This is a genomic window from Curtobacterium sp. NPDC089185 (assembly GCF_040685235.1).
GTDB classification, from domain to species: Bacteria; Actinomycetota; Actinomycetes; order Actinomycetales; family Microbacteriaceae; genus Curtobacterium; species Curtobacterium citri.
Map to the genome: position 1 here is coordinate 1 of NZ_JBFBHK010000031.1, position 13,552 is coordinate 13,552.

Genomic DNA, 13,552 nt, shown 5'->3' on the forward strand with positions numbered 1-13,552 from the left:
GGTGTAGGCGGCGCCGTAAGCTTCCAGAGCCCAGACCTCCATTTCCCCGAAGCGCTGACCGCCGAACTGCGCCTTACCGCCCAGCGGCTGCTGGGCACGGACACCGCCACCACCACCGAGACCACCGACGAGGGGCCCGTGGTGACCTTCGCCGACCTCGGCCTGAGCGATGCGGTGCTCAAGGCCGTCAGGGACATCGGCTACGAGACCCCCTCCGCCATCCAGGAGGCGACGATCCCGACGCTGCTCGAGGGGCGCGACGTCGTCGGCCTCGCGCAGACCGGCACGGGCAAGACCGCTGCCTTCGCGCTGCCGATCCTGTCCCGCATGGAGTCGGGCAGCAAGGTGCCGCAGGCCCTCGTCCTCTCGCCGACGCGCGAGCTCGCACTGCAGGTGTGCGAGGCGTTCGAGCAGTTCGCGTCGCACATGAAGCACGTGCACGTCCTGCCCGTCTACGGCGGTCAGGCGTACGGCGTGCAGCTGTCGGCACTGCGCCGCGGCGTCGACGTCGTCGTCGGCACGCCGGGTCGCATCATGGACCACATCGCGAAGGGCACGCTCGACCTGTCCGAGCTGAAGTACCTCGTGCTCGACGAGGCCGACGAGATGCTCAAGATGGGCTTCGCCGAGGACGTCGAGACGATCCTCGCCGAGACGCCGGACGACAAGCAGGTCGCGCTGTTCTCGGCGACGATGCCCGCGCAGATCCGTCGCATCTCGCAGCAGTACCTGACCGACCCGTCCGAGATCACGGTCAAGACGAAGACGAAGACCGCCGCGAACATCACGCAGCGGTACCTCATGGTGTCCTACCCGCAGAAGGTCGACGCCCTGACCCGCATCCTCGAGGTCGAGGACTTCGAGGGCATGATCATCTTCGTCCGCACGAAGAGCGAGACCGAGACCCTGGCCGAGAAGCTCCGCGCCCGCGGGTACGCCGCCGCGGCCATCAGCGGTGACGTCGCGCAGGCCCAGCGCGAGCGCACGGTCAACCAGCTGAAGTCCGGCAAGCTCGACATCCTCGTCGCCACCGACGTCGCGGCCCGTGGTCTCGACGTCGACCGCATCACGCACGTCGTGAACTACGACATCCCCGTCGACATCGAGTCCTACGTGCACCGCATCGGCCGCACCGGTCGCGCCGGTCGCAAGGGCGACTCGATCAGCTTCGTGACGCCGCGTGAGCGCCGTCTGCTCTCCGCGATCGAGCGGCACACCAAGCAGCCCCTCACGCAGATGCAGCTGCCGACCATCGACGACGTCAACGAGACGCGCCTGACCCGCTTCGACGACGCGATCACCGCGGCGCTCGAGCAGCAGGACCGCATCACGGCGTTCCGCGACGTGATCGCCCACTACGTGCGGAACCACGACGTCCCCGCCGAGGACGTCTCCGCGGCGCTCGCCGTGGTGGCGCAGGGCGACGACCCGCTGCTCCTCGACCCCGCCGACGACCAGCTGCGCAGCCAGGTCGACCGCGACGGCCGTCGTGCCGAGCGCCGCGACGACGACCGCGGCGGGCGCGAGGACCGCGGTCCCCGCCGATCGCAGCCGATGACCGCCTACCGCATCGAGGTCGGGCGTCGTCACCGTGTCGAGCCGCGTCAGATCGTCGGCGCGCTCGCGAACGAGGGTGGCCTGCGCCGCGACGACTTCGGCGCGATCCAGATACGGCCGGACTTCTCGATCGTCGAGCTGCCCGAGGACATGGACCGCGGCGTGCTCGACCGGCTGTCGGACACCCGGATCAGCGGGAAGCTCATCGAGATCAAGCCGGACCGTCGCGGTGGCGGGCGCCGCTACGACCGCGACGACCGGGGACCCCGCGGTCCCCGCCGGGACGACCGTCCGCGTCGGGACGACCGTGACGACCGTCCGCGTCGCGACGACCGCGACGACCGTCCGGCCCGCAAGCCGCGGCACGGCTGACGCCGGTCCCGGCCGGGCGGGGACGGCGCCGACGCGAGCCCTCGGGGGACGCGGGCGGTCCGCCGGGGCCGCGCCGCGCCTCCCGGCCGACGGCTCGGACTGGTCGGACAGCGCCGACTCCTCGCGGGTCCGGTCCCCAGATCGGGGCGTCGGGCTGACAGGTGGGCAGCGCCTGCGGTAGACAGGCCTGTACGCAGCGCACTCACCAGCGCTGTCCGGCTGCAGCAGGGAAGGACGCCGATGACCGCGCTCGACGTCAGCCGTCAGGATCGTCGCCGACTCACCACCGGCACCTCGCCCCGTCGACTCGCGACCGTGCGCACCGTCGCGCTGCTCGCGTCGATCGCGGGCGTGAACTACATCGTGTGGCGCTGGGCCGCGTCGGTGAACTGGCACTCGTGGTGGATCGCGGTGCCGCTGATCCTCGCCGAGACGTACAGCGTGATCGACTCGCTCCTCTTCGCCTTCGGTGCGTGGCGGCTCCGCGAGCGCGGCGAACCACCGACCAAGCCGGCGGGTGACGTCACCGTCGACGTCTTCATCACCACGTACAACGAGCCGGTCGACCTGGTCGTGCGGACCGCCCGCGCCGCGAAGGCCATCAGCCACCCGCACGCCACCTGGATCCTCGACGACGGCAACCGGCCCGAGATGCGCGCCGCGGCCGAGTCGCTCGGCATCGGTGTCATCACCCGCGGTGCCGACTGGGTCGACCGCCCGCGGCACGCGAAGGCCGGCAACCTCAACAACGCCCTCCTGGCGACGCAGGGCGAGTTCCTGCTCATCCTCGACGCCGACCAGGTTCCCGAGCCGTCGATCCTCGACCGGACCCTCGGGTACTTCAAGGACGACCGGATGGCGCTCGTGCAGACGCCCCAGTGGTTCGAGAACGTGCCGGACGCCGACCTGCTCGGCAGTCAGGCCCCGCTGTTCTACGGCCCGATCCAGCAGTCGAAGGACGGCTGGAACGCCGCGTTCTTCTGCGGGTCGAACGCGATCCTCCGGCGCGAGGCGCTCATGCAGCTCGGCGTCACGCGGTACGTGCGCGAGGTCGAGGAGTCCGTCGAACGCACGATCAAGACCTCGCGGAAGCTCCTCGCCAGGGCCCGCGAGACCGAGACCGACCCGCGGGTGCTCGAGGCGCTCGACGGTGCCGAGCAGGTCGTCGACCGTGCACGGGACCAGATCGACCGCGGCGAGCCGCTCGGGGACGTCACCTACGACTTCCAGCGCGGCATCGACGCCATCGCCTACCGCTTCGCCGCCGCGGACCTCGAGTCCGTGCGCCGTGACCTGCAGGAGCTCGCGGCGATGTCGACGGAGGCCGACACCTTCGCCGGGCTCGACGACGCGGCGCTCGACGTGCTCGGGCGGCGCGAGGCCTCGCCGGTCGCCGCCATCGAGTCGATCGCGGTCCTCGCCCGCGCGCTCGACGTCAACCGTGACGACGAGGCACAGCCGATCATGCCGCTGGCGACGATCTCGGTGACCGAGGACATGGCGACCGCGATGCGCCTGCACGGGCTCGGCTGGAAGTCGGCGTACCACGACGAGATCCTGGCGAAGGGCCTGGCCCCGGAGGACCTGCCGACCATGCTCGTGCAGCGGCTCCGCTGGGCGCAGGGCACCATGCAGGTGTTCTTCCGCGAGAACCCCCTCGTGCAGAAGGGCCTGTCGTGGGGGCAGCGCCTCATGTACTTCTCGACGATGTGGAGCTACCTGTCCGGCTTCGCCGCGATCGTCTACATCGCGGCACCGGTGCTGTGCCTGTCGTTCGGCGTGGTGCCCGTGCAGGCCTACAGCGTCGACTTCTTCGCGCGGCTCATCCCGTTCCTCGTGCTCAACCAGCTGCTCTTCTGGGTGGTGGCGGCGGGCAGACCGACGTGGCGCGGGCAGCAGTACTCGCTCGCGCTGTTCCCGGTCTGGATCGAGTCGGTCACGAGCGCGTTCGAGAACGTGTTCCGGGGCAAGCCGCTCGGCTTCCGTGTCACGCCGAAGGTCCGCGACGAGTCCGAGCAGAAGCCGCGGTGGGACCTCGTGAAGCCGCAGCTCATCGCGATGGGGGCGCTCGTCGCCGCCCTCGTGCTCATCGGGATCCGGTACCTGACCGGGCAGGCGTCCGGCATCGCGCCGCTCGTCAACACCGCCTGGGTCGTCTTCGACCTCTTCATCTTCAGCATCGTGGTCCGCGCGGTGCTCTACCGGGGACCCGGATCGGGCACCGTGCAGTCCGAGCACGTGTCCTCGACGGCAGGAGGCCCGCTGTGACCGACCACCACCTGACCTTCGACGTGCCCGCGGTCGCGGCGTCCCTCGACGAGGTCCAGGACCGGTTCGGCGCGTGGTGGGACTCGCTCGGGATCGACGACGTGCGGCTCCGGTTCTCGTTCGAGACCGCGCTGGCCGAGGTCGCGGCGAACATCGTCGAGCACACGCGTCGCCGTGACCAGGTCGCGGGGCGGCGCTACGCCGTCGAGCTCTGCGCGACCGAGGACGAACTCGTCGCGGTGCTCACCGACAACGGGATGCCGGCCGACGTCGACCTGTCGGCGGTGACGATGGCCGACGCCGACGAGGAGAGCGGGCGGGGGCTCGCGCTCGCGATCGCCGCGCTCGACCGGCTCGAGCACGAGCACACCGGCGGGCACAACATCTGGACGCTGGCGTGCAGCCGGTGAGGGGCGCCCTGGCGAAGGTCGTCGCCTCGGTCGTGGTGGCGGGCACGCTGCTGCTCGGGGGAGCGCTGCCGGCATCGGCAGCCTCGGCGGCGCCGTCCGGGTCGCCGTCGTCGTCCGCGTCGTCGGCACCCGCCGCGTCGCCGTCGCCGTCCGCGTCGTCGGCACCCGCCACGTCGTCGTCGCGGTCGCCCTCCGGTGGTCTGCTGCCGGCCGACGGTCGGGCGTGGTTCGGGCCGGACCTCGACTGGGGCTCCGACGCCCCCGACGGGTACGCCGGACGGCTCGGTGCGGTGCCCTCGGTGTACGGCGTCGAGATCGAGTACCCGTTCGACCGCAGCGCCCGCGAGGAGTTCCTGCGGGCCACCCGTGCCGCCGCTGCCCAGGGGGCCGTGCTCGCCGTCAGCCTCGAGCCGTCGCGCGCACTCGACACCCTGACCCGGGCCGACGCCCGCACCGCGAACCGGCTGTTCCAGCAGGTGCACGAGCAGTACGACACCCAGCTGCTGGTCCGCTTCGCGCCGCAGATGAACGGCACGTGGGTGCAGTGGGGGCAGCAGCCGACGGCGTTCGTCTCGGCCTTCCGGGCCCTGGCCGCCGCCGTGCACGCGGGCGACTCCGACGCCGCCATGGTGTGGTCGCCGTCCTACGGCGCCGGCTACCCGTTCGGCGAGTCGGCCGGTCGCCTGGAGGACCTGACCGACGCCGACGTGGCGCGGCTCGACACGAACGGCGACGGCCGGCTCACCGCCGCCGACGACCCCTACGGCCCGTACTGGCCCGGTGCGACGAGCGTCGACTGGGTCGGCCTGTCGATGTTCTCCTTCGGCAAGGGCAAGGCGACCGAGGCCGCCGGACGCGACGTCCCCCTCACGAGCAACGAGCTGCCCGAGGCCGGCGAGGTCGAGGCCCGCTTCGACGAGACCTGGGGCTACGAGGAGCCGCAGACCGCCGGTTCGTTCACCGAGCGGTTCGCACAGGGACAGGACCGCCCGATGGTCCTCGACACCGGCGCGCTCTACGACCACTCGCTGCGCGGCGCCGACGAGCTGGCGATCAAGCAGGCCTGGTGGCGCCAGGTGATCGCCGCCGTGCAGGACCGCCCCGAGGTGCGGGCCGTGACCTTCCTCGAGACGAACCGCCGCGAGCCGGAGGCCGGCAACCGCGTGGCCGACTGGCGGGACACCGCGGTGCCGGGCATCGCCGGGTCCTTCCGCACCGACCTCGAGCAGTCGCGGCACTTCGTCGACGGTCCCGTCACCGAGCGGGTCACCCCGCAGGACGGCGCCGCCGCGATCAGCCAGGAGTACGAGACCGGCGGCGACCAGATGGCGTGGATCGTCTGGTGTGCGTTCGGTCTGGCGGCGGCGTTCCTGCTCAGTGGACTCGTCGGACGCCTGCTGCCGAGCTGGCGGTACCCCGACGACGGGAAGCCCGGGCGTGACCTCCGGCTCGACCTGTTCCGCGGCTTCATCATCCTGGCGGTGGTGATCACGCACATCGAGATCGGCGGCCCGTACTCGTACATCACGCTGCACGCGGTCGGCGCGATCACGGGTGCCGAGATGTTCGTGTTCCTGTCCGGCATGGTGCTCGGCATGACCTACCCCTTCGCCATCAAGAAGTTCGGCGAGTGGGTGGCGGCGGTCGGCGCGTGGAAGCGTGCCCGGAAGCAGTACGTCGTCACCCTCGCGGTGATCCTGGTCGTCTTCGCGCTGAGCTTCGTGCCGTTCCTGAACACCGACGCCATCACGACCTTCACCGACCGGGGCACCGGCACCGGTGGTGTCGGCGCGGAGGGCCGGGTCTACGACCTGTACCCGAACGCGATGCAGCTGCTGGCCTACCCGCCGCCCTGGTTCGCGATCCGGCAGTTCCTGCTGCTCGAGATGGGCCCGTGGCCCTTCAACATCATGGGGCTGTTCGTCGTGCTGAGCCTCTTCATCCCGCTCTGCATGTGGGTGGTCCGACGGGGCTTCTGGTGGGCGCTGCTCGTGGTGAGCTGGGGCCTCTACGCACTGCAGGCGCTCGTGCCGGAGCTGCGGCCGCTGAACTCCCAGTTCGAGTCGGTCTTCCCGCTGCTCACCTGGCAGGTCGTCTTCACGCACGGGCTCGTGCTCGGGTACTACCGACGACAGGTCATCGGGGCCCTCACCGGTCGGCTGGGCAAGGTGCTGATCGGCGTCGGCATCACCGGGTACGCCCTGTTCCTGGTCTACGTCTGGGCCGGCGACCACTTCGGCTTCACGCCGGTGCCGTTCCCGGCGTCGATGTACGACACCCTGTACAACACGGCGTACCAGCGCGTCGACCTGCAGTGGGGACGGCTCGTCGACATCGCGTTCTTCGCGATCGTGTCGTACGCGATCCTCACGGTGTTCTGGAAGCCGATCGCGACGGTGCTCGGCTGGCTCTGGATCCCGATCGGTCAGGCGAGCCTCTACGTGTTCGTGTGGCAGGTCTTCTTCGCGCTGGCGATCGCATCGATCCCGGGCGTGGACTGGTACAACGGCTGGATCGGCTTCGCGGCCCACACGCTGCTGATCCTGCTCGTCTGGTACATGATCCGGAAGCGCTTCCTCTTCTCGGTCATCCCGCGCTGACGCTGCCGGTCCCGTCCGCGCGTACTGCGGGCGGGACCGCGCGGTCGCTCCTGCCCGATCCTTCCCATCGCGCGTGCGGTGGGAGGTGGGATCGGGCGTACCTGGTGGTCCTGGTCGACCGGGTACGCCCGTTCCTGCCCGGTATGCCCGGTTCAGCCCGGCGCGCGGGTGTCCGGTGGGGCAGCGGGGCCGTCCGATGCCCGATCCTTCCCATCGCGCGTGCGGTGGGAAGTGGGATCGGGCGTACCTGGTGGTCCTGGTCGACCGGGTACGCCCGTTCCTGCCCGGTACGCCCGGTTCCGCCCGGCGCGCGCCGCGCCATGCCCGCCCGGGACACAGGGGCGGGTTCCGGGCGACGGACGCACGGGAGGCACGGTGCGGGTCCGACCCGCACCGTGCCTCCCGTGGTGGTCGCGTCAGACGCGTCGGCGGCGGGCAGCCAGGGCGATGCCGAGCCCGGCGGCGATCGCCAGGGCACTGCCCGCGGCGAGCGGCAGGACGTCGGCACCGGTGAAGGCGAGCTCGCCGGTCGGCTGACCGGTGACCGGGTCGATCACGAACGCGAACGTGGCCCACGTGGCGACGCTGCCGTCGGCGCGCTGGGCGACGAGGGTGTGCGTGCCGGACGCGAGGCCGACCGGCAGCTGCAGCGTCAGCACGCCGTCGTCGTCGCTCGCGAGGTCACCGAGGTACTCCGCGTCCGAGTGCACGAACCAGTCGAACGGGGTACCGGCCAGGGCGCGGGGGACGGTCACGGTGACGGTGCCGGCCTCGACGTCGACGGCGTCCACCCGCAGCGTGTGCGTCGCCTCCGTCAGGGTCGACAGGTCGGCGGCGACGGGAGCGTCGTCGGCCGGAGCGGTCGGCTCGTCGCCGGGCTCGGCCGGAGCGGTCGGCTCGTCGCCGGGCTCGCCGGGCTCGGTACCCGGGTCGGTCGGCTCGGACGGGTCCGTCGGGTCGGTGTCCGGGTCCGTCGGGCCGGTGCCGGGGTCGGTCGGCTCGGACGGGTCCGTCGGCTCGGCCGGCTTCTGCAGCGTCACCGCGTCCACCACCGACAGGTCCTCCGACCGGTACGTCGTCATCGCGATGGAGTCGCCCGAGACCTCGACGTTGGTGAAGTTCGGCGTGTACTCCTGGTTCTGCACCGCCGCGAAGTCGAACGGACCCGGCTTGATGTCGTAGTACTTGCTGCCGGACGACGAGTTGGCCGTCACGTAGAGCACCTCGTCGCCCGACGGCGTGACCTCGGCGGCCGGCTCACCGGAACCGGTCGGGGTGGTGCCGCTCATGAGGTAGCTGCGGACGTACACGTGGTCGTGGCCCATGAGCACCAGGTCCACGTCGAGCGCGCTCAGTGCCGGCGGCAGGTCGGCGCGACGCGTGATGATGTCCGAGTCGTCGGCGTGCGAGGCCGTGCTGTAGACCGAGTGGTGGAACGTGACGACCTTCCAGCGGGCCTCGTCACCGTGCTCGGCGAGCACCTTCCGCGCGAACTCCGCGTGGCCGGCGTCGTCCATGTCGTTCGAGTTGAACGAGATGTAGAGCGTGTCGCCGTAGACGAACCAGTAGTCGCCGCCGGCGCGCGCGGCGTCGGGCTTGCCGTGCTCGGCGCTGACGTTCGGCAGGTTGAAGTGCTGCTCGTAGGCCAGGCTCGCGACGTCGTGGTTGCCGATGTTCGTCACGAGCGGGATGCGCTGCAGCTGGTCGGGCGAGAGGAAGCCCTCGTACTGGGCCTCGTTCGAGGCCGTGTTCACCTGGTCGCCGGCGGAGAACACCATCTCCGAGTCGGGGAAGGCGCGCTCGGCGACGTCGAGCGTGTCGTTCCACCCGGCGGTGTCCGAGGCCGCGTTGCCGGACGCACCGATCTGGGCGTCGCCGATGAACAGGAACGAGTAGTCGCCGTCGCCGTCACCGGTGCGGAACGTGGTCACCGGGCTCCAGCCGTCGGTGTCGCTGCCGACGCGGTACGCGTACTCGCTCGACGGCGCGAGGCCGGCGAGCGTGGCGTGGTGGTACTGCTGCCCGTCGGTGGCGGTGCCCGAGATGCTGGCGACCTCGGTGACGCCGGTCGTCGGGAAGGCGCCGTCGACGAGCTTCGCAGCGGGGACGACCTGCGCGCCCTCGGCCGCTGCCGAGTCGGAGTACCAGGCGAGGTTCCGCGAGGAGGCGTCGGCACCGATCGTCATCACGACGTCGGAGATCGTCGCGGGCCGCGCAGCGTCCACCGGGGTCAGGGACGGCATGTCGAAGTAGACGTCCGAGCTGTTCGAACGGCCCTGGTACAGCGCGACCGCGATGTCGTTCGCGCCCTCGTGCAGGAGCGCGGCGTCGACCGAGAACGTGCTGGTGTCCGGGTCCGACCCGTTGTCTCCGGCGTACTGCACGTTCTGCGTGACGCCGCCGTCCTCGAAGCCGGCCACCTTCGTGCCGTTCACGTACACGACGAGCGCGTCGTCGTACACGACCTCGGCGGTGAGCGACTTCCACGCGGCGAGGTCGGTCGCGTCGGCCTCGAACGAGGTCCGGAAGAAGTACGTCGGGACGTCCTTGCCGTCCGCGAGGTACTGCTCGAGCAGCGTGTCGACGGCGTGTCCGCCGCCCATGCCGGTCGCCGCGCCGTTCTTGGCACCGAACGACCCCTTCGCGGTCTTCCAGTCGCCCGTGGGCAGTGCGCCCGTCGTCCAGGCGGTGCGGTCGATCTGCCCGGCGGCGGGGTCGGACCCGTCCTCCAGGTACTGCCACTCGGTGGTCGCCGAGGTGACGAGCGGTGCCTCCTCGGCGGAGGCGGCGGGGACGGAGCCGATCATCGTGGTGGCGGCGATCGCGGCGAGGGCCGCGGTGGCGGCTCCGACCGTGCGTGCGGTGCGCCGCCGTCGTGCGGGGTGCTGCGGGGTCATGGTGTCCTTGTCGTCGAGACCCCCTCGTGGGGGCCGTGGACATCCGACCCGGCTGAGGTGACGTACAGGTTTCCAGCGGTCGTACGCAAGCGGAACTGTCAGCCCGCACAGCCTTCGGACCCGCGTCCGCCCGTTCCTTCCCGTACCGTCCGCGATGGCAAGCGGAATCGGGTGTACCTGGTGATCCTGGCCGACCATGTACGCCCGTTCCTGCCCGGTACGCCCGGTCCCGCCCGGCGCGCGGGGGCGGACGGGTGTACCGGCGCGCGGGTGGGCGCAGCGGGAGACGGACGGGAGGCGCGGTGCCAGCCGGCACCGCGCCTCCCCGTCGCGTCAGCGCGACGTGGTCCCCAGCGGCTGCGGGTCCACCGGGTCCGGCGGGACCGGCAGCGAGCCGCGGATCTGGTTCTGCGCCTGGCAGTCGCTCGTGCAGTTCGTCGCGCCCTGCGAGAGCTCGACCGCGTCCTCGCCGAGCACGCCGCCGAGGCGTCCGCCGGGCTGCACGGTCCAGGTCGTGGTGGTCGCGGTCTGCGAGGTCTTCGTCGCGACCTGCGGGCTGTCCTTCCCGAGGAGCATCTGGTGCGCGTCGCTGCCCGAGGACACCGCCGCGACGCCGTCGCCGAAGTTGATCTTCCCCGTGTACGGGTTCGTGAAGTAGAACAGGCCGGCGCCGAGGGTGTGCGTGAACGTCACCGGCTGCGCGAACTCGGTCTCCATCTGGAAGATGCCGCCCTGCGCACCGTCCTTCGCCTGGATCTTGTACTTGCCCGCTCCGGTGCCGAAGATCGCGACGAGCGTGTCGTCGCGGACCTCGAGCGAGGACAACTTCGTGCCGGCGAGCTGCGCGGCCGTGAGCGACGGGACCTTCGACGCGAACACCACGGTCGGCTTCGTCACCATCCGCTGCGAGTCCGGGGCACCCGTGAGCGTGTAGTCGTAGACGCCGAGGTCGGCGACGCGGATGTCGAAGCCGTTGTGCTTCCCGCGGACCGCGATGGTGCCGGAGACGGCGACGTCCTTGAGCTTGAAGTCCTTGCCCACCGCGGGGTTCGTCGTGGTGCCGTTGACGGTGACGGCGTAGTCACCGCCCGTCGAGGTCTTGCCGGACGCGTTCGCGGGGGAGACCCCGACGAGGGCTGCTGCGGCGACGGCGCCGAGCGCGACGACCGCGGCGATGCCGGCGGAGCGGCGTCGGGAGCGCTGGGTGTGCATGTGTGCCTCCTGAGGGCGACGGTGCGGGACGGAGCGTCCCTCGGGAACGATCGTCGCCGCAGCGCCGCGCGGGCACCATCGGACCTTGGTACTAGTACCCGCTCACCAGCCGTGGTCGCGGGCCCACAGGGCGGCGCTCGTCCGGTCCGCGACCCCGATGCGTCGGAAGAGCGACCCGACGTGCACCTTCACGGTCCGCTCGGCGATCCCGAGCTCGGTCGCGATCTGCCGGTTCGACAGGCCCCGCGCGATGCGCACCAGCACGTCGCGCTCCCGCGGTGGCAGCTCCGGGCCGTCCGCCCGCGGTGCCGCTCCGGGCAGCAGCGCCCGGGCGACCCGGGGATCGATCGGGGTCTCGTCGCGCGCGGCGGCCCGCACGGCGGCGACGACCTCGTCCGGCGCGGCGTCCTTGAGCAGGTACCCGGTGGCGCCGGCCGCCAGGGCGTCGCGCACGCGGCGGTCGTCCGAGAAGGTGGTGAGCACGAGCACCCGGACGGCGGGCATCGCGGTCCGGAGGCGCGCGGTCGCGGCGACCCCGCCCTCGCCCGGCATCGACAGGTCCATCACGACCACGTCCGGTGCGGTCTCGGCGGCGCGTTCGACCGCCTCCTCGCCGGTGGCCGCCTCACCCACGACCGTGCAGTCGTCGGTCGTGCCGAGCACGGCCCGCAGCCCCTGCCGGACCAGGGCGTGGTCGTCGACGAGCAGGACCCTCACCGCAGGGCCTCGGTCTCGGCGGGGACCGTCAGCTGCCAGGTCGTGCCGGCACCCGGCGCGGTCCGGAGCACGAGCGCACCGCCGGTGTCCTCGGCGACCTCGCGCAGCAGCGTCGTCCCGAGGTGTCCCGGCCGGGACGGTGCGTCGAGGAGGTCCGGCTCGAAGCCGGTCCCGTCGTCGGCGACGGTCACCCGCAGGTCCGGGCCGTCCACCCGCACCCGGACGTCGATCCGGGTCGCGCGGGCGTGCTGCGCCGCGTTCCAGACGGCTTCGCGGACGAAGCGGACGGCGGCCGTCATGGCCGCCGGCGACGCCAGGACCGTGTCGGGGACGTCCACCACGGTCACCGTCCCCGCGCCGCGGGCCCGTGCGCACGCGTCGTCGAGCGCCGCCCGGAGGCCGTCGCGTTCGGGTGCTGCCGGACGGATCGTCGACATCGAGGTGCGGAGCGAGGACACGGCGGCACGGAGGGTCGTCGCGGCCGCCCGGGTCTCGGGCACCGACCCGAGGGACAGCGCGAGCCCCGCGACGTCCTGCACGGGGCCGTCGTGCAGCTCGCGGGCGAGTCGGCGCCGCTCGGCGACCTCGGCGTCGAGCGCGCGTCCGAGCAGGCGTTCGCGCTGCCGCTGGCCCGACCGGATCCGCACGAGCAGCCACAGCAGCAGCGGCACGAGCAGCACCAGCACCACGCCGACCGTGCCGAAGGCCAGGGCGGCGAACGCGCCGCGCAGGTCGGCGGCGCGGGCGAGCACGTCGCCGTACGGGCGGTAGGCCTCGAAGAGCAGCGCCTCGCCGGAGGGCGTGTGCACGGCCTGGTACGCCTCGAGCAGCGGACCGTGGCCCCGCTCGTACCGGTTCTCCGCGCCCTCGAGCTCGGACACCTCGGCGTCGGAGCGGTCGGTGCGCAGCGCTTCGAGGTCCTCGTCGGACAGCGGGAAGCGCTCGCCGACCAGCCGCGGCTCGTCGGACCACAGCACCGTGCCGTCGGCCGACCAGAGCTTCATCCGGACGGTCGACCCGGCGCTGACCTGCCCGGCGAGGGCGTCGTCGAGTCGCGCGCGTGCGGCGGCACGGTCGGTGGCGCTCGCCGCGGGATCGGCGACGGTGTCGGTGAGCGCGGGTTCGACGACGATCCGGGCGAGGGCCGCGGTGTCGGCGGTCGCGTCGCGCACCGCGAACGACTCCGCGACCCGCTGCGACACGAGCGTGCCGACGGTCGCCACGGCGGCGCCGCCGACGAGCGCGGCGAGGACGACGCCGACCAGCACGCGACGCCAGGGCGTGCGACCGGTACGGCGGCGCGGGTCGGCGGCGACGAGCACGAGGGGTTCCGGGAGCGTCCCGCTGTTCCCGCTGTCCGACGACCGTTGTCCGTGCACGGAGCAACCGTAACCCGAGCGCTGCTCGGGCCCCGACGGGACGGGACCACGGGAGCGGACCACGAGACGGACGGGAGGCGCGGTGCCAGCCGGCACCGCGCCTCCCGTCCGTCCCAGCCGGCTGGTCAGCGTCGGTGCGC

8 protein-coding genes are annotated in these 13,552 nt (G+C 72.2%); 4 read left to right on the forward strand and 4 right to left on the reverse strand.

Features of this window, described 5'->3' with window-relative positions; translation table 11 throughout:
* Positions 1-87 precede the first annotated feature (87 nt).
* The 4 genes from AB0N84_RS16140 to opgC all read left to right on the forward strand — a co-directional run bounded on the left by AB0N84_RS16140 (position 88) and on the right by opgC (position 7,207).
* Complete coding sequence (locus AB0N84_RS16140) at positions 88-1,929, forward strand: DEAD/DEAH box helicase (RefSeq protein ID WP_363548190.1); 1,842 nt, start codon at positions 88-90, stop codon at positions 1,927-1,929.
* Between the two features lie 240 nt (positions 1,930-2,169).
* A complete protein-coding gene (locus tag AB0N84_RS16145; protein ID WP_259346030.1) occupies positions 2,170-4,197 on the forward strand; it encodes a glycosyltransferase in 2,028 nt (675 codons plus the stop codon).
* Positions 4,194-4,607 carry an ATP-binding protein gene (locus tag AB0N84_RS16150; protein ID WP_289457882.1) on the forward strand — a complete coding sequence of 138 codons (414 nt, stop codon included), beginning with the start codon at positions 4,194-4,196 and terminating at the stop codon, positions 4,605-4,607. Before AB0N84_RS16145 ends, AB0N84_RS16150 begins: the two co-directional genes overlap by 4 nt.
* The gene (gene opgC / locus AB0N84_RS16155) at positions 4,595-7,207 is read left to right on the forward strand and encodes an OpgC domain-containing protein (RefSeq protein ID WP_363548180.1); all 2,613 of its coding nucleotides are present in this window, start codon (positions 4,595-4,597) and stop codon (positions 7,205-7,207) included. Before AB0N84_RS16150 ends, opgC begins: the two co-directional genes overlap by 13 nt.
* A gap of 416 nt (positions 7,208-7,623) precedes the next feature.
* Here the strand turns inward: opgC and AB0N84_RS16160 are convergent, their stop codons facing one another.
* The 4 genes from AB0N84_RS16160 to AB0N84_RS16175 all read right to left on the reverse strand — a co-directional run bounded on the left by AB0N84_RS16160 (position 7,624) and on the right by AB0N84_RS16175 (position 13,412).
* On the reverse strand, positions 7,624-10,104 hold the full coding sequence (locus AB0N84_RS16160; protein WP_363548183.1) for an FN3 domain-containing metallophosphoesterase family protein: 2,481 nt from the start codon (positions 10,102-10,104) through the stop codon (positions 7,624-7,626).
* 333 nt (positions 10,105-10,437) lie between these two features.
* A complete protein-coding gene (locus tag AB0N84_RS16165) occupies positions 10,438-11,316 on the reverse strand; it encodes a hypothetical protein (RefSeq protein ID WP_289457873.1) in 879 nt (292 codons plus the stop codon).
* A gap of 102 nt (positions 11,317-11,418) precedes the next feature.
* Complete coding sequence (locus tag AB0N84_RS16170; protein ID WP_289457871.1) at positions 11,419-12,033, reverse strand: response regulator transcription factor; 615 nt, start codon at positions 12,031-12,033, stop codon at positions 11,419-11,421.
* Positions 12,030-13,412 carry an ATP-binding protein gene (locus AB0N84_RS16175; protein ID WP_363548187.1) on the reverse strand — a complete coding sequence of 461 codons (1,383 nt, stop codon included), beginning with the start codon at positions 13,410-13,412 and terminating at the stop codon, positions 12,030-12,032. The genes AB0N84_RS16170 and AB0N84_RS16175 overlap by 4 nt, the downstream gene beginning before the upstream one ends.
* Between the last annotated feature and the right edge of the window lie 140 nt (positions 13,413-13,552).

Bases quoted from the DNA above. Each gene is read 5' to 3' on its own strand.
- AB0N84_RS16165 (WP_289457873.1), bottom strand. From the start codon at position 11,316: ATGCACACCCAGCGCTCCCGACGCCGCTCCGCCGGCATCGCCGCGGTC.
- AB0N84_RS16160 (WP_363548183.1), bottom strand. From the start codon at position 10,104: ATGACCCCGCAGCACCCCGCACGACGGCGGCGCACCGCACGCACGGTC.
- AB0N84_RS16145 (WP_259346030.1), top strand. From the start codon at position 2,170: ATGACCGCGCTCGACGTCAGCCGTCAGGATCGTCGCCGACTCACCACC.